This is a genomic window from Sphingomonas sp. CBMAI 2297, from assembly GCF_029870595.1.
GTDB lineage: Bacteria > Pseudomonadota > Alphaproteobacteria > Sphingomonadales > Sphingomonadaceae > Sphingomonas.
Genome location: NZ_JAPDIR010000016.1, coordinates 62,964 through 83,596, shown reverse-complemented (window position 1 = coordinate 83,596; position 20,633 = coordinate 62,964). Strand labels below are relative to the sequence as shown.

The 20,633-nt window shown below is 68.7% G+C and carries 21 protein-coding genes; 11 read left to right on the top strand and 10 right to left on the bottom strand.

The window, feature by feature from the left end; translation table 11 throughout:
• Positions 1-3: 3 nt before the first annotated feature.
• The 5 genes from OMP43_RS19000 to OMP43_RS18980 form a co-directional block, all read right to left on the bottom strand.
• The gene (locus OMP43_RS19000) at positions 4-1,308 is read right to left on the bottom strand and encodes a cellulase family glycosylhydrolase (RefSeq protein WP_280281113.1); all 1,305 of its coding nucleotides are present in this window, start codon (positions 1,306-1,308) and stop codon (positions 4-6) included.
• A gap of 152 nt (positions 1,309-1,460) precedes the next feature.
• Positions 1,461-1,742: a zf-TFIIB domain-containing protein gene (locus tag OMP43_RS18995; RefSeq protein WP_280281112.1), complete on the bottom strand. Its 282-nt coding sequence runs from the start codon at positions 1,740-1,742 to the stop codon at positions 1,461-1,463.
• A 2-nt stretch (positions 1,743-1,744) separates the two neighbouring features.
• A complete protein-coding gene (locus OMP43_RS18990; RefSeq protein ID WP_280281111.1) occupies positions 1,745-2,455 on the bottom strand; it encodes a Bax inhibitor-1/YccA family protein in 711 nt (236 codons plus the stop codon).
• Positions 2,456-2,677: 222 nt separating this feature from the next.
• A complete protein-coding gene (gene astD / locus OMP43_RS18985; RefSeq protein WP_280281110.1) occupies positions 2,678-4,093 on the bottom strand; it encodes a succinylglutamate-semialdehyde dehydrogenase in 1,416 nt (471 codons plus the stop codon).
• Between the two features lie 58 nt (positions 4,094-4,151).
• The gene (locus tag OMP43_RS18980; RefSeq protein WP_280281109.1) at positions 4,152-5,501 is read right to left on the bottom strand and encodes a protein adenylyltransferase SelO family protein; all 1,350 of its coding nucleotides are present in this window, start codon (positions 5,499-5,501) and stop codon (positions 4,152-4,154) included.
• Between the two features lie 18 nt (positions 5,502-5,519).
• Here OMP43_RS18980 and OMP43_RS18975 point away from each other — a divergent pair, with 18 nt between their 5' ends.
• Positions 5,520-6,389: an alpha/beta hydrolase gene (locus tag OMP43_RS18975; protein ID WP_280281108.1), complete on the top strand. Its 870-nt coding sequence runs from the start codon at positions 5,520-5,522 to the stop codon at positions 6,387-6,389.
• On the opposite strand, the gene OMP43_RS18970 is transcribed toward OMP43_RS18975, so the two are convergent.
• Positions 6,386-6,901: a hypothetical protein gene (locus tag OMP43_RS18970; protein ID WP_280281107.1), complete on the bottom strand. Its 516-nt coding sequence runs from the start codon at positions 6,899-6,901 to the stop codon at positions 6,386-6,388. The genes OMP43_RS18975 and OMP43_RS18970 overlap by 4 nt on opposite strands.
• An 84-nt stretch (positions 6,902-6,985) precedes the next feature.
• On the opposite strand from OMP43_RS18970, the gene OMP43_RS18965 reads away from it, so the two are divergent.
• Together OMP43_RS18965 and OMP43_RS18960 are read left to right on the top strand one after the other, a co-directional pair.
• On the top strand, positions 6,986-8,119 hold the full coding sequence (locus tag OMP43_RS18965) for a glycosyltransferase family 4 protein (RefSeq protein WP_280281106.1): 1,134 nt from the start codon (positions 6,986-6,988) through the stop codon (positions 8,117-8,119).
• Between the two features lie 65 nt (positions 8,120-8,184).
• Entirely contained in the window at positions 8,185-9,588 is a 1,404-nt protein-coding gene (locus OMP43_RS18960; RefSeq protein ID WP_280281105.1) for a nitronate monooxygenase, read from the top strand.
• 52 nt (positions 9,589-9,640) lie between these two features.
• Here OMP43_RS18960 and OMP43_RS18955 read toward each other — a convergent pair whose 3' ends face one another.
• Positions 9,641-10,078, bottom strand: coding sequence for a PilZ domain-containing protein (locus tag OMP43_RS18955; protein ID WP_280281104.1), 438 nt, complete (start codon positions 10,076-10,078; stop codon positions 9,641-9,643).
• A gap of 294 nt (positions 10,079-10,372) precedes the next feature.
• Positions 10,373-11,371 carry a D-glycerate dehydrogenase gene (locus tag OMP43_RS18950; protein WP_280281103.1) on the bottom strand — a complete coding sequence of 333 codons (999 nt, stop codon included), beginning with the start codon at positions 11,369-11,371 and terminating at the stop codon, positions 10,373-10,375.
• A 96-nt stretch (positions 11,372-11,467) separates the two neighbouring features.
• Between OMP43_RS18950 and OMP43_RS18945 the strand changes: the two genes are divergently transcribed.
• Positions 11,468-11,944 carry an SH3 domain-containing protein gene (locus tag OMP43_RS18945; RefSeq protein WP_280281102.1) on the top strand — a complete coding sequence of 159 codons (477 nt, stop codon included), beginning with the start codon at positions 11,468-11,470 and terminating at the stop codon, positions 11,942-11,944.
• A gap of 241 nt (positions 11,945-12,185) precedes the next feature.
• The gene (locus tag OMP43_RS18940; protein WP_280281101.1) at positions 12,186-12,581 is read left to right on the top strand and encodes a lysozyme inhibitor LprI family protein; all 396 of its coding nucleotides are present in this window, start codon (positions 12,186-12,188) and stop codon (positions 12,579-12,581) included.
• Between the two features lie 279 nt (positions 12,582-12,860).
• Here the strand turns inward: OMP43_RS18940 and OMP43_RS18935 are convergent, their stop codons facing one another.
• Both OMP43_RS18935 and OMP43_RS18930 read right to left on the bottom strand, forming a co-directional pair.
• On the bottom strand, positions 12,861-13,145 hold the full coding sequence (locus tag OMP43_RS18935; protein ID WP_280281100.1) for a hypothetical protein: 285 nt from the start codon (positions 13,143-13,145) through the stop codon (positions 12,861-12,863).
• 44 nt (positions 13,146-13,189) lie between these two features.
• The gene (locus OMP43_RS18930) at positions 13,190-14,377 is read right to left on the bottom strand and encodes an acetyl-CoA C-acyltransferase (RefSeq protein ID WP_280281099.1); all 1,188 of its coding nucleotides are present in this window, start codon (positions 14,375-14,377) and stop codon (positions 13,190-13,192) included.
• A gap of 120 nt (positions 14,378-14,497) precedes the next feature.
• On the opposite strand from OMP43_RS18930, the gene OMP43_RS18925 reads away from it, so the two are divergent.
• The 6 genes from OMP43_RS18925 to OMP43_RS18900 all read left to right on the top strand — a co-directional run bounded on the left by OMP43_RS18925 (position 14,498) and on the right by OMP43_RS18900 (position 20,593).
• The gene (locus tag OMP43_RS18925; protein WP_280281098.1) at positions 14,498-15,265 is read left to right on the top strand and encodes a prepilin peptidase; all 768 of its coding nucleotides are present in this window, start codon (positions 14,498-14,500) and stop codon (positions 15,263-15,265) included.
• Between the two features lie 30 nt (positions 15,266-15,295).
• The gene (locus OMP43_RS18920) at positions 15,296-16,054 is read left to right on the top strand and encodes an SIMPL domain-containing protein (RefSeq protein WP_280281097.1); all 759 of its coding nucleotides are present in this window, start codon (positions 15,296-15,298) and stop codon (positions 16,052-16,054) included.
• Positions 16,051-17,466, top strand: coding sequence for a coniferyl aldehyde dehydrogenase (locus OMP43_RS18915; RefSeq protein ID WP_280281096.1), 1,416 nt, complete (start codon positions 16,051-16,053; stop codon positions 17,464-17,466). The genes OMP43_RS18920 and OMP43_RS18915 overlap by 4 nt, the downstream gene beginning before the upstream one ends.
• A gap of 32 nt (positions 17,467-17,498) precedes the next feature.
• Positions 17,499-17,816 carry a hypothetical protein gene (locus OMP43_RS18910; protein WP_280281095.1) on the top strand — a complete coding sequence of 106 codons (318 nt, stop codon included), beginning with the start codon at positions 17,499-17,501 and terminating at the stop codon, positions 17,814-17,816.
• Between the two features lie 216 nt (positions 17,817-18,032).
• Positions 18,033-18,482 (top strand): MarR family transcriptional regulator, encoded by a 450-nt coding sequence (locus OMP43_RS18905; protein ID WP_280281094.1) that lies wholly within the window; start codon positions 18,033-18,035, stop codon positions 18,480-18,482.
• Positions 18,483-18,559: 77 nt separating this feature from the next.
• On the top strand, positions 18,560-20,593 hold the full coding sequence (locus OMP43_RS18900) for a malate synthase G (RefSeq protein WP_280281093.1): 2,034 nt from the start codon (positions 18,560-18,562) through the stop codon (positions 20,591-20,593).
• The last annotated feature ends 40 nt before the right edge of the window (positions 20,594-20,633 follow it).

Here is a 20,633-nt window from a genome sequence, read left to right as displayed (position 1 = left end):
TTCTCAGCTCCCCGCCAAGGCCCTGGCATGCGCCTGGACCACCGCCCGTGTCGAGGCGTCGCCGTCGAACACGCCGTACCAGCCCTGCGGCTCGTGCGGCGGATCGCCGAGCCAGGCGGTGTCGCCGGGGCGGAAGCGGTGGTCGCCGTGCACCGGCCGGCCTTCGCCGTTCCATGCCCAGAAATTGGAGCCGGCGACGATGCCCGGATTGGCCTCCGCCTCGGCATAGATCAGCTTGTAGAACAGGTCCCTGAAGCCGGTCGCCGACTCGGGATCATAGCCGCCGCCGTCGCGCGGATAGCCGAACTCCTCGATCACCAGCGGCTTGCCCAGCTCGGTGGCGAGCGTGACGTGCCTGGCGAGATACTCGCGCACCCTGGCGAAGCTCGCCTCGTTGGTGCCGGCAATGTCCCGGGCATCGACCCAGCCCCAGTTGAGCGGCCAGACATGCGCCGTCAGATAGTCGATCTCCGGAAAATCATGGGCGGCCTTGTAGACGTCGGCTCGCTGGATTGAGCCCATCAGGCCCTCGCTGCCCGTCGAGACGAGATGCCGGGGCGAAAGCGCCTTGATCAGCCTGGCGGTGCCCTGGATCCAGCCACGATAGGCCGGGAGCAGCGGTTCCGCCGCCTTGGCGCTGCCGCCGGGGCGCGGCTCGTTGGCGAGCTGCCAGGCCATGACCACCGGGTCGCCGGCGTGGCGCTGCACGGTGGCGCGGACATAATCGTGATACAGGCCCACCGCCTCGGCATTGGCGTAGAATTGCGCGGCCATGTCCGGAAATGCCGGCCAGGGGTGCGCGGGATCGTTCATGTCGAGATATTTCCCGCCATTGGCCCAGCTGAGATAGGTCATCATCCCGCCCGACCATTCCCAGAAATTGGTGAGGTAGAGCACGGCCTTCATGCCGCGCGTGCCAAGCTCGGAAAGCGCGAAGGCCAGGCCGTCGACCAGGGCCGGGTTCCAGGCGCCGCCCCGGGTGCGGAAGGCGGGCTTCACCGAGTTCCGGAGCGACGAATCCTCGGCCGAGGCGGCGATGCGCAGGTTGCCGACCCCCATCGCGGCGAGGGAGTCCAGCTCGCGGCGCAGGCGATCGCGATTGCCCCAGGGGGCGTCGGCGCCGAGCCAGGCGGCGTACCACAGGTTCGCGCCGGCGAAGCGATAGGGCCTGCCGCCGAGAAGCAGGCCCATGCCCTTGCGCGTGACGAAATCGCCGGGCGCGGCGGGGTTGGCGGCGGCGGGGAGGGACAGCGCGGCGCCGGCCAGCGCCGCGGCGCCCGATCCGAGCACGGACCTGCGGGTGAACATGGTCTTCCTCCCCTGTTAGCGGTCACATCATAGCCGCAACGGCGCGGGGAGGAAGTGGGTGGACGGGGCGCGACCCTCGCAGGTGAGAGAGGGGGAAGGGCCGCGCCGCCGTCTGCCCGCGTGTAATGCGCCTGCACGCGGGCGGGAACGGATCAGTCGAACAGGTCCTCGAGGAACGATTTGCGGCGTTTCTGCGGATGATGCCCGCCATGGCCATAGCCATGGCCGCGCTCCTCGTAGCGGGGCCGTTCGTCGCGATACTGAGGCGCCGGCGCCGGCGCCGCGGCCGGGGCGGCGCTGCGCTCGATGATCTTGTCGAGCTCGCCGCGATCCAGCCACACGCCGCGGCAGCTGGGGCAATGGTCGATCTCGATCCCCGAGCGCTCGACCGGCACCAGCACGGTGCCGTCGACGGGGCAGGTGAAGCTGGCCATGGTCACTCCTCTCGCTGGCCCATCAGGCCGAGCAGCAGCTGGAACATGTTGATCAGGTTCAGATAGAGCGACAGCGCGCCCATGATCGCGAGCTTGTCGGCAGCCTCGCTGCGGCCGTAATGGGCATATTCGCTCTTCAGGCGCTGCGTGTCCCAGGCGGTGAGGCCGGCGAACACGACCACGCCGACGACCGAGAGCAGCATCTGCAGCAGCGACGAGCCGAGGAAGATGTTGACGATGCTCGCCAGCACCACCGCGATCAGGCCGACGAACAGGAAAGTGCCCATGCCGGTCAGGTCGCGCTTGGTCGAATAGCCGAACAGGCTGAGCGCCAGGAACATCGCGGCGGCGGCGAAGAAGGCCATGGCGATGCTCTGGCCGGTGAAGACCAGGAAGATGCTGGCCATCGACACGCCCATCACGCCGGCAAAGGCGAAGAAGGCGGTGCGCGCGCCGGCGACGCTCATTCGCTCGATGCGGAACTGGAAGAAGAAGATGAAGGCGAGCGGCGCGAACATGGCGACCCATTTGAGCGGAGTGCCGAAGATCAGCGCGACCAGCGCCGGCGTGTTCGCCACGGCGAGCGCGACGAGGCCGGTGATCGCCAGACCGATCCCCATGTTGCGGTAGATGCCCAGCATGTGCTGGCGCAGCCCCTCGTCGAAGCGCGCGGCGGCGGCGCCGGTGCGGGGGATCTGGTAGAGAGGGTTCACGTGTGAAAACTCCAATCGAAGCAAGGCATTCGATCGAGCGCCACTCGGTCCGGTCTCGGTGGGGAGGGGGACTGGCCGTCCGAAACCTGCACCGAGCGCGCTCGATGCGGTCCGACATCACGAGGGCTTGGAAAAGCCCTCGCCAGAGGGGCCCGGTCCGCAAGGGATAATCTAGGCGGCGGTCATGTCCGCTTCAATGACGCTGCTGTAACAAAGTGTTGCTCAGGCGTCGCGCAGGCCCACGCCCATCGAGGCACGGGCGGAGTCGCTCTCCGACGAGACCACCGGATAGGCGCAATAGTCGGCGGCGTAATAGGCGCTGGGGCGATGGTTGCCCGACCAGCCGACCCCGCCGAACGGCGCGGCCGAGGACGCGCCGTTGGTCGGCCGGTTCCAGTTGACGATGCCGGCGCGGATATTGGCCCAGAACTGGTCGTAGAGCTTGGGGTTCTGCGCGACCAGGCTGGCCGAGAGGCCGTAGCGGGTATCGTTCGCCTCGGCGATGGCCTCCTCGAAGCTGCTCACCCGGAAGACCTGCAGGATCGGGCCGAACAGCTCGACGTCCACCTTCTCGTTCGCGCCGGTCATGTCGATCACGCCGGGGGTGAGGAACGGGCGGCCCTCGATCGGGCGCTCCATGTGGCGGATCGGGCGGCCGCCCATGGTGAGCAACGCCAGGAAGCTCTCGGTGAGCATGTCGGCCGCGTCATTGTCGATCACCGGGCCCATGAAGGGGGCGGGATCGGCATGCGGCTCGCCGATGATCAGCCGGCCGATCAGCTTGTTGACCTCGGTCATCAGCGGGTCGAACAGCTTCTGGTCGACGATCAGGCGGCGCGCGGCGGTGCAGCGCTGGCCGGCGGTGGTGAAGGCCGATTGCACGACGAGCACCGCGGCCGAATAGAGATCGGGCGTGTCCCACACGACGATCGGGTTGTTGCCGCCCATCTCGAGCGCGAGGATCTTCTCCGGCCGGGTGGCGAACTGGCGGTTCAGGGCGATGCCGGTATTGGCCGAGCCGGTGAACAGCAGCCCGTCGATGTCCGGATGGCCGGCGAGCGCCTTGCCTTCCTCGGGGCCGCCGATCAGCAGGCGGATGCAGCCTTCGGGAATGCCGGCGGCGCGATAGCAGTCGACCAGGAAGGCGCCCGAGGCGGGAGTCTTCTCGGACGGCTTGAACACCACCGCATTGCCGGCAAGCAGCGCGGGGACGATATGGCCATTGGGCAGGTGGACCGGGAAATTATACGGGCCCAGCACCGCCAGCACGCCGTGCGGCTTGTGGCGCAGCGCCAGGCGCGTGTTCATCGGCGCTTCGATGCGGCGCTGGCCGGTACGCTCGGAAAAGGCGGTGATCGAGATGTCGACCTTGGCGATCACCGTCTCGACTTCGGTGCGCGCTTCCCAGAGCGGCTTGCCGGTCTCGCGGGCGAGCAGGTCGGTAAAGGCATCGGCCTTTTGCCGCACGACATTGGCGAAGCGGCGCAGCGCCTCGATGCGATAGGCGAGCGGATGGGCCGCCCAGGCGGCCCAGCTCTGGCGTGCAAGCGCCACTTCCCTGTCGGCGTCTCCGCGCGTCTGGCGCCAGAGAACGGCGCCGGTGGCGGGTTCGGTCGAGATGATTTCCGTGCCGGGCATTCGATGTCGGGGAAGGGCTCTCAGAAAGGATCCCCTGCTCTTGCACGAATTTTGGCGGCTAGGCCAGTGCCTCGGCCATGCGCCGGATTGCGGCGATCTTGGCGTGCAGCGGTCCCCAATCGTCCGCTTCGGCGATGGACGCCCAGATCGCCTCCACCTCCTCGATCAGCATGGCGCAGGGAGTGCCGGACCAATAGCCATGGTCGCGCGCCTTGCGTGGCCGGTAATGCTCGAGCTGGCCGCGCAGATCGTCGAACGCTTCGCCATAATGGGTAGGAAGCGCGCCGCCGAACGCGTCGAAGAAGAATTCGTCCAGCGGGGTCAGCGTCTCGGCCAGCGCCTTTTCGAGGGAGCCGGTCAGCACCCGGTCCGCCTCGGTGCCGCGTGGGACGACGCCGAGACGCCAGAGCAGCGCGTCGGTCACTTCGCGCCGATAGGCCTCGGGGAAGATTTCCATCGCCTCGATCAGCGCCTCCTCCTCGGCGATCGGGCGCAGCGAGATGGCGAGCTGCATCGCGTCCCAGTAGATCGCCTCGGGCTGGCGGCCGAAGGCGTAGAGGCCGGCATGGTCGAAATAGGCGGCGGTGAAGCCCGGATCCCAGAACGGCGCGAACCGCCATGGGCCATAGTCGAAGCTCTCGCCGGTGACGTTGATGTTGTCGCTGTTGAGCACGCCATGGACGAAGCCGGCGGCCATGTAGCGCGCCGCCATCCGCGCGGTCCGCCGGGCGACATGGGCGAGCAGGCGGGCGGGGCCGTCCTCGCCATATTCCTCGCCATGATAGTGGCGCAGCACATAGGCGGTGAGTTGGCGGAGCCCGTCCCGGTCCTGGAGATGGGCGAGGCGCTGGAACGTGCCGATGCGGATATGGCCGTGGCTCAGGCGGACGAGCACCGACGAGCGGGTGGGCGAGGGCTCGTCGCCGCGGTGGAGCGCCTCGCCGGTCTCGATGAGGGAGAAGGTGCGCGACGTCTCGACGCCCAGCGCCTCCAGCATCTCGGTGGCGAGGATCTCGCGTACGCCGCCCTTCAGCGTGAGGCGCCCGTCGCCGAAGCGGCTATGGGGCGTCTGCCCCGATCCCTTGGTGCCGAGGTCCATCAGCCGGCCGCCCCGGTCGCGCATCTGCGCGAACAGGAAGCCGCGGCCGTCGCCGATCTCGGGATTGTACACGCGGAACTGGTGGCCGTGATAGCGCAGCGCCAGCGGCGCGGCGAGCGATCCCTTCAGCGGCTCGAACCGGCCGAAATGCGCGATCCATTCCGCGTCCGACAGGCCGTCCAGCCCGACCTCCGCCGCCGCCCGGTCGTTGCGGAAGCGCAGGATCGCCTGCGGGAACGGCGCCGCCGCGACCGGATCGTAGAAGGCGTCGCCCAGTTCGAGGATCGCCTGTTGCGGAGTGAAGTCCATGCGGCGATATGGGGAAGGATGGGCGATCGGCGCAACTATTCCGACGGTTTCTGGTGGTCGCGGGACGGCATCCGTCTCCACTATCGCGAATATGCCGGGCCGGCGGACCGGCCGCCCGTGCTCTGCTTCCCCGGCCTGACGCGCAACGCGCGCGATTATGAGGGGCTGGCCGAGCGGCTGGCGGGCCAGTGGCGCGTGCTCTGCATCGAGTTTCGCGGGCGCGGCGAGAGCGGCTATGCCAAGGATCCGATGAGCTATGTTCCGCTCACCTATTTCCAGGACGTCGAAGCGCTGCTCGAGGAGCGGGAGATCGGGAAGTTCATCGCGGTCGGCACTTCGCTGGGCGGGCTGGTGACCATGCTGCTCGCCGCGACCGAGCGCGACAAGCTGGCCGGCGTGGTGCTCAACGATGTGGGGCCGGAGATCAACCCTGCCGGCCTGGCGCGCATCCGCACCTATGTCGGCAAGGCGGTCTGGTATCCGACCTGGATGCACGCGGCGCGCGCGCTGGCGAGCAGCAATGCCGATGTCTATCCGGGGTACGAGATCGAGGACTGGCTGCGCATGGCCAAGCGGCTCTACCGAGTGAACAGCTCGGGCCGCATCGTGCTCGACTACGACATGAAGATCGCCGAGCCGTTCCGCGTGCCCGGCAACGAGGCCGGACCGGACATGTGGCCGACGATCGACGCCATTGCCGGCCGACCGCTGCTGATCGTGCGCGGCGAGCGCTCGGACATATTGAGCGAGGAGACGGCGGCCCGGATGGTGGAGCGCGTGCCGGGCGCCGAGCTGGTGACGGTGCCCGGGGTCGGCCACGCGCCGACGCTGGAGGAGCCGGAAGCGATGGCGGGGATCGAGCGGTTGCTGGCGAAGGTGGCGGGCTAGCGGTTGGCGACGGGCTTGATCTGCCCGGCGACATAGGATTGTGACCAGCCTTTCGCCGAGACGAGCACGCCGCCGCGGAACGTGAATTCCACATCGGCCAGCGTCGAGGCGCGGCTATCGATGAACGCGACTTTCACGCTCCATTCGTCGCAGGGATCGACCACCATCGGAATCGAACTCCAGGGGAGATAGTGGAAGGAATCCGCCTTCATTTCGGCGGCCAGCGCATGTGCGCCCGCGGGGCCCTTCCCCAGGGGGCCGCCGACATCGCCCGAGCCGAGATCGAATTCCGCATCGGGCCGCACCAGCGCGCGGAGCTCGGAATCGCGTTGCCATCCCCCGGCGGCGGCGTGTTCGACGATCGCGATGGCGCGCTGGCTGAGCGTGGCATAGACATCGCTGATGTTCCGTGTCGCCGGCATGGCGCAGCCCGCCGGTGCGGCCGCCTGGGCCCGGGCGGGCGCAATTGCGGAGAGAAGCGCCGGCACGGCCGCGCATATCACTGTCTTCACGGACTTGATCCCCTTGGCGGCGTCAGCGGAATGTCCAACGGACGTGACGTCCGCGCAATCCCCCGCTAAGCACCCCATCCAACGATGCCGATCCACATCCTCCACCTCCACTCGACCTTCAACCTCGGCGGCAAGGAAGCGCGCGCCGTGCGGCTGATGAACGCGTTCGGCGACAAGGCGCGGCACACCATCGTCTCGGCCATGCCCGATCAGCTCGAGGCGCGGGCGATGATCGCCAAGGGGATCAAGTACGAGATCGCGCAGGATCCGCCGCCGCTCTCGGGCCGGCCCTCGGTGAAGCGCTACGAGGCGATCGCGCGCTACATGCGCCGCTTCGACCTGGTGCTCACCTATAATTGGGGGGCGATCGACGGCGTGATGGCGGCGCGCGTGTTCGGCAAGGGACTGCCGCCGGTGATCCACCATGAGGACGGGTTCAACCAGGACGAGGCCGAGAAGCTCAATCCGGTCCGCAACATGTATCGCCGCATCGCGCTGCCCGCGGCCAATGCGCTGGTCGTGCCTTCCGAAGTGCTCGAGCGGATCGCGCTCAACCAGTGGCGCCAGCCGCGCGCGCGCCTGTTCCGCATCGCCAACGGCATCCCGACCAAGCTCTATGCCGGCAAGCCCGATATCGAGCTGATTCCCGAGCTCAAGCAGAAGAAGCCCGGGACGCTGGTGGTGGGCTGTGTCGCCGGCCTCAGGCCGGTGAAGGACCTGCCGCTGCTGGTCCGCGCGGTGGCCGGGCTGAACACGCGTTTCAAGCTGGTGATCGTCGGCGAGGGGCCGGAGCGGCAGAACATCCTCGACGCCGCCGAGGCGATGGCGATCGAGGATGCGGTGATCCTGCCCGGATTCCTGCGCGAGCCGCATCGCTATATGGGATTGTTCGACGTGTTCGCGCTCTCGTCGAGGAGCGAGCAGGCGCCGATCTCGGTGCTCGAGGCGATGGCGGCCGGCCTGCCGGTGGTGGCGCCGCCGGTGGGCGACATCCCCAAGATGGTCGGCGAGCGCAACCAGCATTTCCTGCCGCCCGAGCGCACCGAGGTGGTGCTGCGCGACCGGATCGACATGTTCGCCCGGCATCCCGAGGAGCGCGAGATGGTGGGGAAGGAGAACCGCGCGCGCGCCCGTGCGTTGTTCGACGAAGGGGAAATGATCGCCGCCTATGCGCGCCTCTACGGCGCCGCGATGGGACGGCCTGACGCACTGCAGTGACGATTGTTGCTCGCTTGTTGCGTCCGATCCGTCTAGCGTCGCGCGAATTTTAGTCTGGAGGTTCTGTGTTCAAGGGTCTGTCGCCCATCCTGTACAACGGCCGCGAGGTCTGGCCGATCGTCGAGGGGGGTAAGGGTGTGGCTGCCACCAACCATGCCAGCGCGGGCGCCTGGGCCGCGGCGGGGGGCATCGGCACGGTCTCCGCGGTCAATGCCGACAGCTATGACGCCGAAGGCAAGATCATTCCGCAGATCTATCGCGCGCTCACGCGCCGCGAGCGGCACGAGGAACTGATCCAGTACGCGATCGAGGGCGCGGTCCAGCAGGTCAAGAAGGCCTTCGAGATCGGCGACGGCAAGGGCGCGATCAACATCAACGTGCTGTGGGAGATGGGCGGCGCGCAGCGGGTGCTGCACGGCGTGCTGGAGCGCACCCGCGGCATGGTCGCCGGCGTCACCTGTGGCGCGGGCATGCCCTACAAGCTCAGCGAGATCGCGGCGTCGTACAACGTCAACTATCTCCCCATCGTCAGCTCCGGCCGCGCCTTCCGCGCGCTGTGGAAGCGCGCCTATTCCAAGGCGAGCGAGTGGCTGGCAGCGGTGGTCTATGAGGATCCCTGGCTCGCCGGCGGCCATAACGGCCTGTCCAATGCCGAGGATCCGCTCAAGCCGCAGGATCCCTATCCCCGCGTCAAGGAACTGCGCGACGTGATGCGCGAGGGCGGCATCCCGGACGAGGTGCCGATCGTCATGGCCGGCGGCGTCTGGTACCTGCGCGACTGGAACGACTGGATCGACAATCCCGAGCTCGGCCGCATCGCCTTCCAGTTCGGCACCCGCCCGCTGCTCACCCAGGAAAGCCCGATTCCCGATGGCTGGAAGGCCAAGCTGATGGAGATCGAGGAAGGCGAGGTGCTGCTTCACCGCTTCTCGCCGACCGGCTTCTATTCGTCGGCGGTGCGCAACCCGTTCCTGCGCAATCTCGAGGCGCGCTCGGAGCGCCAGATCCCCTATTCGACCGAGGAGGCGGGCGACCATACCTTCCAGCTCGACGTCGGCGTGAAGGGCAAGAATTTCTGGGTGACCCGCAACGACCTGCTCCGGGCCCGCCAATGGTTCGGCAACGGCTTCACCTCGGCGCTCAAGACGCCGGACAACACGCTGGTGTTCGTCAACGAGGAGGAGAAGGGCATCATCCGCAAGGACCAGGCGGATTGCATGGGCTGCCTGAGCCAGTGCGCCTTCTCGTCCTGGGCCGATACCGAGACCAACTCGACCGGCCGGCTGGCGGATCCGCGCAGCTTCTGCATCCAGAAGACGCTGCAGGACATCGCCCATGGCGGCCCGACCGACGAGAATCTGATGTTCGCGGGGCATGCCGCCTATAGCTTCAAGCGCGACCCGTTCTATTCGAACGGCTTCGTTCCGACGGTGAAGCAGCTGGTGGACCGGATTCTGACGGGCGACTAAGGGGTTTCCGGCGCGGTTCGGACCGCGTCTCGGGAGCATCGGCAAGCGTTGGTCAGGGGTGCCAGAGCGTGATCGCGGCGGTGCCGGCACAGGCGATCGCGACGCCGGCGAGCAGCCAGCCGCGAAGGGCATGGGGTGTTCTCCGCGCGGGCCGGTCGGTCGCGGGGGATTCGCTCCGGCGGCCGCCCTTTCGGGGCGTGCCGCCCTGGCCGGCGGCCCAGCTTTCGTTGGCGGCGCGGAGCAGCGCGTTGAAGTTCAGCCGCTCCAGCAACTGGATGCCGAGCGTCTTCCCCTTCACCCACACGACCCGGCCCGCCAGCGCCAGCGAGGCCTTGCGGACCTCGACATAGGTTCCCGGCCTGGGCGGGAACGGTGCCAGCAGCATCATGCCGTGCGGCGAGATGTTGCGGATGGTCACGTCGCACCATCCCCCCTTGCTGCGCATCTGGGCGGGGATGACGACTTCCCGCCGCGATTCTCTCGATTGCATCTGGTGATCCCCCGGCGCGGCTGCCCCGATGGCGGGGATCGCGCGGGAGGAGTTACGCAGTATCGCGCTTACCGCTGCCTTGCCGGCCATGGTTAACCGCGAAGAAGATGCCCCGGATCGGAGGTATCGCGCTAGAATCCGCAAAGTATCGGCAAGATGATCGCAGGTTCATGGCCTGAACAATTGTCTGATCTTTTCGCCGTCGTTCCGGCCCCGGGCCGCGATCCCGCTTCTGCTTCCGCCGGCAAGAGCCCGGCTCAAGGCCGGGGTGCCGAAGGAAGAATGGTCCCCAGCCTATAGCCAGCCATCGAGAACCTGGTCGGGCGGCCGATGCCCATCGGACCAGACCCGAATATTGGCGATCACCTTGACGCCCATATCCTCGCGCCCTTCGAAAGTGGCGGAGCCGAGATGGGGGAGCAGCACGACATTGTCGAGCGCGACGAGGCGCGGATCGACCGCGGGCTCGTTCACATAGACGTCGAGCCCGGCGCCGGCGATGCGCCGCTGGGCGAGCGCGGCGATCATCGCCTCTTGGTCCACGATCTCGCCGCGGGCCGTGTTGATCAGCCAGCCCCGGGAACCGAGCAGGTCGAGCCGTCGCGCGTCGATCAGGCCGCCCGTGGCGCCGGTATGCGGGGTGTGGATCGTGAGGATGTCCGCCGCCGCAAGCATCGAATCGAGCTCGGGGTGCCAGGTGGCGCCCAGCTGCGCCTCGAGCACCTGCGGCAGGCGGTGGCGGTTGTGATAATGGATCTGGAGACCGAAGGCGCGTGCCCGCATCGCCACCGCCTGGCCGATCCGGCCCATGCCCAGGATGCCGAGCTTCTTGCCGCCGATCCGGTGCCCGCGCATCGAAGTGGGAGCCCAGCCGGTCCAGCCGCCCGCGCGGACCAGCTCGTCGCCCTCGACCAGGCGGCGCGGCACGGCGAGGATCAGCGCCATCGCCATGTCGGCGGTATCCTCGGTGAGCACGCCGGGGGTGTTGGTGACGGTGATGCCGCGCGCCCTGGCGGCCTTCAGGTCGATATGGCCGACGCCGGCGCCGTAATTGGCGATCAGGCGCAGCCGGCCGGGCGCGGCCGCGAGCAGGGCGGCATCGATCCGATCGGTGACGGTGGGCACCAGCACGTCGCAATCCGCCATCGCCGCGCCGAGCGCCTCGGGCGACATGGGCGTGTCGCCGGCATTGGTTACGACATCGAACAATTCGGCCATGCGCGCCTCGATGCCGTCGGGCAGCGCGCGGGTGACGATCACCCGGGGACGGGAAGGGCGCGGGCCATGTGCCATAAAGGGCGGCTTGGCCGGTGGCGCGGCGCCAGTCAACGGTTGATGGCGAGGCGCTGCTCGGCGTAGATAGCGCGGACACTAGTTCATGAGGGTCGCATGCGTTTTGGGAAATGGGCCGTGCTCGGCGTCGTCGCGCTGGGATTGGCCGTTCCCGCATCGGCCCAGCGCAAGACGCCCTATTTCGTCTCGATCAAGGCCGAGAAGGCCCGGATGCGCACCGGCCCGGGGCGCAACTATCCCTCGAACTGGCTCTATCAGCGCCGCGGCCTGCCGCTGAAGGTGATCGACATCTATGGCGAATGGCGCAAGGTCGAGGATCCGGACGGCACCCAGGGCTGGATGCTCGCCAACCTGCTCGACGACGTGCGCACGGCAATGGTGATCGGCACCGTGAGCGAGATGCGCGACGCCCCCCGCTTCAATGCGCGAGTGAGCTGGCGCGCAGCGCCCGGCGTGGTCGGCCGGGTGAGCCGCTGCGCGAGCAACTGGTGCTGGTTCGATGTGGCCGGGCGCGGCGGCTATATCGAGCAGAGCCATATCTGGGGCACCGATCCGGGCGAGGCGGTGAACTGATTTTTACCCGAATTGGGCGCCAAAGGTCGCAAAGGCCCTAACGTCAATAGAGAAGCCCAAACCCATCTCCGGCGCATCGGGATTACCCTGGTGGAATGAATCCCCTGCCCGGCGGAGGCTGGAATCCGCACGACATTTCTTCGCGATGAGAAAGAGCCTGTTCGGCATGACAGGCGGAACCCTACATTGGAAGCCGCGAACCGGGGCGGGGCGTCGGCGTTTCGCGGCGGGAGAGAAGAGCATGACCTTTCGATTTGCCGTGGCCGTGTTCGCCGGATCGCTGATCGCGTCCGGCGCATCGGCGCAGACCGCCGGCGCCTTCATGCAGAACCCGGCCTTCAAGGATCCCGCGCCGGCCGAGTGCGAGACGAGCTTCGACATGCAGCATTGCGCGGCGCACGAACTGCGCGTCGCCGATGCGCGGATGAGCGCGCGCTATGCGGAATTGCGGGGGCGATCCGGGCCGGCGGCCCGGCAGCGGCTGCTGGCCGAGCAGCGCAAATGGCTGGCGGAGCGCGATCGCGGCTGCATCGCCCGGGGCGACGCCTATCGCGGCGGGACGATCGCGCCGGTCGTGGTGGCGCAATGCTGGGTCGAGGTGACCAGGGCCCGCGAGAAGGCGCTGGCGCGGCGCTAGGTTGAGGACTCATATTCTCCAGCGTCATCCCCGCTTCTCCAGCGTCATCCCCGCGCAGGCGGGGATCCAGGGCCAAGGGCAAGGACGGCGCGGCTCGCCTTGCCGTTTCCGGCAAGCACCCGCGTGATCGCTTCGATCGTCCCCTGCTACCCTGGATCCCCGCCTTCGCGGGGATGACGGGTGTGGTTTCAAGGGCTTGTTTGGGTTCTCAACCTAGGCCGCTGGTTCAGGCAACAAAACCCTCACTCCCGCTTTCTCGGGAGGGCGGGGCTTCCCGCCTCAAGCCGGCCGGTGAGGCGTCGGGTCGCCCAGTTCCTCGACGAGTTGGCGGCGCGCTTCGATGCGGGCCTGGTCGAACCAGGCGCGGGCGGTCTCGGGGAGCGAGGCGAGGATCGCCGCGTCGGTCTCGGACGCGACCCGGTCGACCAGCTCTCCCGGCGCAACGCCCAGCAGCGGCGCGAGCAGGCGCATCGTCCGGGCCCGCAGGCGGAACTCGAAATCGTCGAGGCGCGCCGATTCGATCTCGCCCTTCTTCAGCAGCGCGCCGCGCAAGTCGAAGACCATCTTTCCTTCCTTCGCCGCCCCGCGAAGGGGGGGCGGCCATGCGGTCAGTCCAGCAGCTCGACGGCCATCGCCGTCGCCTCGCCCCCGCCAATGCACAGCGAGGCCAGGCCGCGCCGGGCGCCGCGCGCCTCGAGCGCCGAGAGCAGGGTGGCGAGCACGCGCGCGCCGCTCGCGCCGATCGGATGGCCGAGCGCGCAGGCGCCGCCATTGACGTTGAGCGCGGCGTGATCGAGCCCAAGCTCCTTCATCGCGATCATCGCGACCGCGGCGAAGGCTTCGTTCACTTCGAACAGGTCGACGTCGCCGATCGCCCAGCCGGCCTTGGCGAGCGCCTTCTTCATCGCGAAGACCGGCGCCGTGGTGAAGCGGGCCGGGGCATGGGCATGCGCGGCATGCGAGACGATGCGGGCGACCGGGGTCAGGCCGAGCTTCTCCGCCACGCCGAGCCGCGTCATCACCAGCGCGGCCGCGCCGTCCGAGATCGAGGAGGCGTTGGCGGCGGTGATCGTGCCGTCCTTGGCGAAGGCGGGCTTGAGCGTGGGGATCTTCGCGGGATCGCCCTTGGCGGGCTGCTCGTCGAGCGTGACGGAGACGGCGCCCTTGCGCGTCTTCACTTCGACCGGCACGATCTCGCGATCGAAAGCGCCGCTGGCCTGGGCGGCCTTGGCGCGCTCGAGCGAGGCGATGGCGAAATCGTCCTGCGCGGCGCGGGTGAACTGATATTCCTGCGCGACTTCCTCGGCGAAACTGCCCATCAGCCTGCCGGGTTCATAGGCGTCCTCGAGCCCGTCGAGATACATATGGTCCATCAGCCGGTCATGGCCGATGCGCGCGCCCGCGCGATGGCGCAGCGAGAGATAGGGCGCGTTGGTCATGCTCTCCATGCCGCCCGCGACCAGCAGATCGACCGAGCCGGCGGCGAGCGCTTCGGCCGCCATGATCGCGGCCTGCATGCCCGAGCCGCACATCTTGTTCACCGTGGTCGCCTCGACATGGCTGGGCAGGCCCGCCTTGAGCGCCGCCTGGCGCGCCGGCGCCTGGCCCAGGCCGGCGGGAAGCACGCAGCCCATGTAGATTCGCTCGATCGCATCGCCCTTGAGGCCGGCGCGCTCCACCGCGGCACCGACGGCGGCGGCGCCGAGATCGGTGGCGCTTGCCTCGCCCAGCACGCCCTGGAAGCTCCCCATCGGCGTGCGGGCATAGGAGGCGATGACGATGTCGTCGGCGGACATATTGGATCCTCTCGTTGGTTGGGGCGCATCTAGTATCGCGCGCGACGGTTTGCAAAAGCCGCGCGCCCCGGCATGACGGGATGGACCATGGACCCGATCGAGATTCTCGGATGCTGACGCATGACGGTTGATCCGGTCTGGGGCTGGAGCGTGCTGCTCGGCGTGCTGGGGCTCGTCTTCGGCAGCTTCATCGCGACGCTGGCGATCCGCTGGCCCGAGGGGCGGGCGGTGGGCCGTGGCCGATCCGAATGCGACAGTTGCGGCAAGGGGCTGCGCGCGGGCGAGCTGGTGCCGGTGATGAGCTATCTCTTCCAGCGCGGCCGCTGCCGGGGCTGCGGCGCGCCGATCCGGATGAGCCATGTCCTGACCGAGCTGCTGGGCGGCGCGATCGGCGTGGCGGCGGCGATCGCCTCGCCCGATCCGGCCGGGGCGGCGGGGGCGGTGTTCGGCTGGCTGCTGCTCGCGCTGGCGGCGCTCGACGTGGCGGCGCTGTGGCTGCCCAATGGGCTGACCGGGCTGCTGGCGGCGGCCGGGCTGGCGGCGGGGCTCGCCGGCCTCGGCCCGCCGCTCGAGGCGCGGCTGATCGGCGGGGCGGCCGGCTTCGGCGTGCTGTGGCTGGTCGCCTGGAGCTATCGGCGGCTGCGCGGGCGGCAGGGGCTGGGCGGGGGAGATCCCAAATTGTTCGGCGGCATCGGGCTGTGGCTCGGCTGGCAGGCCCTGCCGCTGGTGCTGCTCGCCGCCTGCCTGATCGGGCTGGCGGGAGTGCTGGGCCTGATGCTGGGCGGGCGGCGCGTGACCGGGACCGACCGGTTGCCTTTTGGCGTGATGCTGGCGGCGGCGGCGTTCGCGGTGTGGCTCGGCTTGGCGATCGGGCCGATGCCGGGTTAGGCTCCGTTCCGGACAGCCAGGGGAATCGGCATGCGGAGCTTGATGCTGGGAGCCGCGCTGGGCGTGCTCGTTGCGAATGGGGCGCTGGCGCAGGACAAGCCCATGGAGGCGACGATCCAGGTGCTTGGCGTCGGCACGGTGGAGGATGCGCCGAGCCTCGCGCATATTTCCTTCACGCTGCGCGGCGAAGGCAAGGGATCGGATGACGCGCTGCGCGCGCTGGTGGCGCGCAAGGAGGCGGTGGAAGCCGCGATGGGCTCGCTGGACAAGGCCAGCTTCCGGGTCGAGACCGGAGATGTCGCGATCACCGAGGTGCGCGGGCGCGACTGCCGCGGCTCCGGCGAGGACGAGGATGCACCGCGCCTGTCGACCGGCGCGTGCGCGATCCAGGGCTATGTCGCGACGATGGACGCGTCGGCCGATGTCGGTCCGGTCGCGCTTTCGGGCACGCTGGCGGGATTGGCCGGCAGGGCGGGGGCCAGCAACGTGCGTCTTTCGAACTTTCGCGCCACCGACCCGGGTGGGGCGCGGCAGCGCGCGATGGCAGCCGCCGTGGTGAACGGCCTGGAGCAGGCACAGGCGATCGCAGCCGCATCGGGCAGCAAGCTCGGGCGGTTGCTGCGGGTGAGCGATCAGAATGGTGGCTATATGGTCGAGCAATTGCAGAGAATTGCCGGCGCCGCCGCGCGGGACAAGGCCATCGTGCCCGAGCCGGTGGTGGTGACGATCACTCCCCAGGCGATCAGCACCACGGCGCGGCTCGTGCTGGTCTATGAGATCGCGCGATGAGCATGCGCGACCTGCTCGACGCCCAGCGCGCCGCCTTCATGGCCGAGCTGCCGGTATCGCTGGATGCGCGGCGCGACCGGCTGAAGCGGGCGATCGCGATGATCTCCGACAATGCCGACGGGCTCTGTGACGCGCTGAGCGAGGATTTCGGCCATCGCAGCCGCGACCAGTCGATGATCACCGACATCGCGGCCTCGGTAGCGCCGCTGCGGCATGCGCTGAAGCATGTGGCGCGCTGGTCGAGGCCCGCGCGCAAGCCGGTGCTGTTCCCGCTGGGGCTGCTCGGCGGGCGCGGGCGGATCGAATATCAGCCCAAGGGCGTGGTGGGGATCATCGCGCCGTGGAACTTCCCGGTGCAGCTGGTGATGAGCCCGCTCGCCGGCGTCTTTGCGGCGGGCAACCGGGCGATGGTGAAGACCAGCGAATATACGCCGATGGTCTCGGCGCTGCTGGCGGCGCTGGCGGAGCGCTATTTCGATCCCGCCGAGCTGGCCTTTGTCGGCGGCGGGCCGGAGATGGGCAAGGCGTTCGCCGAAATGCCGTTCGACCATCTGCTGTTCACCGGCGCGACCGGCATCGCCCGCCACATATTGCATGCCGCCGCCGACAATCTCACCCCGGTGACGCTGGAGCTGGGCGGCAAGTCGCCGGTGGTGCTGGGCCGCTCGGCGGATGTCGCGCAGGCGGCCGAGCGGGTGGCGCTGGGCAAGATGCTCAATGCCGGCCAGATCTGCCTCGCGCCCGATTACGTGCTGGTGCCCGAGGAGCAGGAGGCCGCGGTGGTCGATGGCCTCGTCGCCGCCGCCTCGCGCATGTATCCCACGCTGTTGTCGAATCCGGACTATACCGCGGTGATCAATGACCGGCACTATCAGCGCCTCACCGGCTGGATCGACGATGCCCGGGCCAAGGGGGCCGAGGTGATCGCGGTGAATCCGGCGGACGAGGATTTTGCCGGCGCCAATGCCCGCAAGCTGCCGCTGCACATCATCCGCAATCCCACCGACGACATGATGGTGATGCAGGAGGAGATTTTCGGGCCGGTGCTGCCGGTGCGCGGCTATGCGCGCATCGAGGACGCGATCGGCGAAGTGAACCGGCGCGACCGGCCGCTCGCGCTCTATTATTTCGGGAACGACCGGGCCGAGCGGCGCCAACTGCTCGACCGGACGATCTCCGGCGGCGTGACCGTGAACGACGTGATCTTCCATGTCAGCCAGGAGGAGCTGCCGTTCGGCGGCATCGGCCCCTCGGGCATGGGCGCCTATCATGGCGAGATCGGCTTCCGGACGTTCAGCCACGCCAAGGCGGTGTACCGCCAGCCGCGGATCGACGTGGCCGGACTGGCGGGCATGAGGCCGCCCTATGGCAAGGCGACTCGGGCGACGGTCAGGCGGCAGATGAAGGGGTGAGCGGTGACGCCGGCCATTGGAGAAAATCACGCATGAGCGAGGCATCCTCCGACTGGGATCATGCCGCCGCCGCAAGGCTCGACGGCGCGACGGTGCTGGTCGGGCTGACCTTCGTCAGCGCGGAGGGAGAGCGGCGCGAGCAGGTCTTCGGCACGGTGATGGAAGTGGGGCCGGGCGGGATCACGCTGCGCCTCGAAGGTGCGCGCGGGGGCGAATTGTTCGCGCTGCCGCCCGATCTCGATGCCTTCGCGCCGGCGGATCCGGGCATCTACCGGTTGCGCGAGACGGGGGAGAAAGTGATCGATCCGGATTTCACGGCGGCCTGGACAGTGAGCCGTCCGGCGAATTGAGCCCGTGGTTGCGGGGCAGGCGGCGCGATGCCAAAAAAAAGGCCGCCCCGAAGGACGGCCGTGAAAGTCTTAGGAGAGGATGCCTGAAAGGCCCGATCTTTGTGCATCGCAGCGGGAAATATCGCAAGTGCGAAGTGATAACGATATCATTGCAGAAATTGCAACTGTCCAACGTTGTCAGTTGCGCATGCCGGAATTGCTGCGCAGGGTGACGCAATGACGGCCCTGAAGCTCGACGATTTCCTGCCCTATCGCCTGTCGATCGCCTCCAACGCGGTGTCGGATGCGGTGGCGAGCGCCTATCGCGCGCTGTTCGGACTGAAGATTCCCGAATGGCGCCTGGTCTCCATTCTCGCCGAGGGCGGGGCGATGAGCCAGCAGGCGCTGTGCGGCCGGACGCGCATGGACAAGGTGACGGTGAGCCGCGCGGCGATCGCGCTGTCCGAACGGGGGCTGATCAGCCGGGCGAGCAATCCGGGCGACCAGCGCTCGCACCTGCTGGCGCTCAGCAAGGCGGGCTGGGAATTGTACGAGGAAGTCGCGCCCAAGGCGATCGAGCTGGAGCGCCGGGTCTTCGCCGATTTCACGCGCGAGGAGCGGTTGCAGCTCCGGCGGATGCTGGACCGGATCGAGGCCGCGGTGGAAGCGCTCGAGGACAGGCCTTGATCCCGGACCCGGCTATCGCCTAAGCGGGGCGTGCCCTCCCCAGGCGAACGCAAAACCGTGCCGCAGGAGGATTCTTCATGACCGTCATTCGTTCCGGCCTGTCCGTCGCCGAGCCGCTCGCGCGCTTCGTCGAGGAACGCGTGCTGCCGGGGCTCGACATCGAGGCGGCCGGCTGGTGGGCGGGCGTGGCCGAGATATTCGCGCGATTCGCGCCCGAGAATCGTGCGCTGCTCGCGAAGCGGGACGCGTTGCAGGCGGCGATCGACGCCGCGCCCGGGCGCGCCGGCGACGCGGCGTTCCTGCGCGAGATCGGCTATCTGGTCGATCCGCCCGCGCCGTTCGAGATCGGCACGCGCAATGTCGATGCCGAGATCGCCCATATGGCCGGGCCGCAGCTGGTGGTGCCCGCGCTCAACGCCCGCTTCGTGCTCAACGCCGCCAACGCGCGCTGGGGCAGCCTGTACGATGCGCTCTATGGCACCGATGCGCTGCCCGGCGCCGCGAAGCCCGGCGGCTATGATCCGGAGCGTGGCGCGCAGGTGATCGCCCGTGCCAGGGCGTTCCTCGACGCGGCGGTGCCGCTGGCGCAGGGCAGCTGGGCCACGCTGGCCGGGCCGCCGACCTTGGCGGATCCCGCGCAACAGGTCGGGCCCTGGCGGTTCCGCCACCATGGGCTGCACATCGAAGTGATCGTGGATCGCGCGCATCCGATCGGGCGCGACGATCCGGCGGGGATCGCCGACGTGCTGCTCGAGGCGGCGCTGACCACGATCGTCGACCTGGAGGATTCGATCGCGGCGGTCGATGCCGAGGACAAGGTCGCGGCCTATGCCAATTGGCTGGGGCTGATGCGCGGCGATCTGGAGGAGCGCTTCGACAAGGGTGGCCAGGCGCTCACTCGGCGCCTCGCTCCGGATCGCGGCCCGCTGCCCGGCCGCGCGCTGCTCTTCGTCCGCAATGTCGGGCATCTGATGACCACGCCGGCGGTGCGCCTGCCGGAGGGCGGCGAAGCGCCGGAAGGCGTGCTCGACGCGATCCTGACAAGCACCATCGCGCTCTACGACCTGCGCGGGCTGGGCCGGTATCGCAACAGCCGCACCGGCTCGATCTACATCGTGAAGCCCAAGATGCACGGCCCCGAGGAGTGCGGCTTCACCGACCGGCTGTTCGACGCGGTCGAGGACCTGCTCGTGCTGCCCCGCCACACGATCAAGGTCGGCGTGATGGACGAGGAGCGGCGGACCTCGGCCAATCTCGCCGCGTGCATCCATGCGGTGCGCGACCGCATCGTGTTCATCAACACCGGCTTCCTCGATCGTACCGGCGACGAGATCCATACCGGCATGCGCGCCGGGCCGATGGTGCCCAAGGGCGAGATGAAGGGCGCCGAATGGATCAAGGCCTATGAGGACCGCAACGTCCGCATCGGCCTGGCCTGCGGCCTTTCGGGCAAGGCGCAGATCGGCAAGGGCATGTGGGCGGCGCCCGACCGGATGGCCGACATGCTCGCGCAGAAGATCGCCCATCCGATGAGCGGCGCGAATACCGCCTGGGTGCCGAGCCCGACCGCGGCGACGCTGCACGCGCTCCATTATCACCAGGTCGACGTCTTCGCCCGCCAGCGCGAGATCGTCGGCGAGGCGATCCCCGGCCTGGCGCCGTTGCTCGCCGTGCCGCTGGCACCGGGGCGCAACTGGTCGGAAGAGGAAATCGCGCGCGAGCTCGACAACAATGCCCAGGGCATCCTCGGCTATGTCGTCCGCTGGATCGACCAGGGCGTCGGCTGTTCCAAGGTGCCCGACATCCATGACATCGGCCTGATGGAGGATCGCGCCACGCTGCGCATCTCCTCGCAGCACCTGGCCAACTGGCTGCTCCACGGCGTGGCGAGCGCCGACGACATCGATGCCGCGCTCCGGCGGATGGCGGCAAAGGTCGATGCGCAGAATGCCGGCGACCCGCGCTACCGGCCGATGGCGGGCAACGAAGCGACGAGCCTTGCCTTCCAGGCGGCGCGGGCGCTGATCTTCGAGGGGCTGGCGCAGCCAAATGGCTATACCGAACCACTTCTCCACAGGTTTCGTGCCGAAGCGAAGGCGATAGCGCGCTGAATTTCCTGGGCTTTCGTAAAAGTGCGGACCCAAAGCGCAT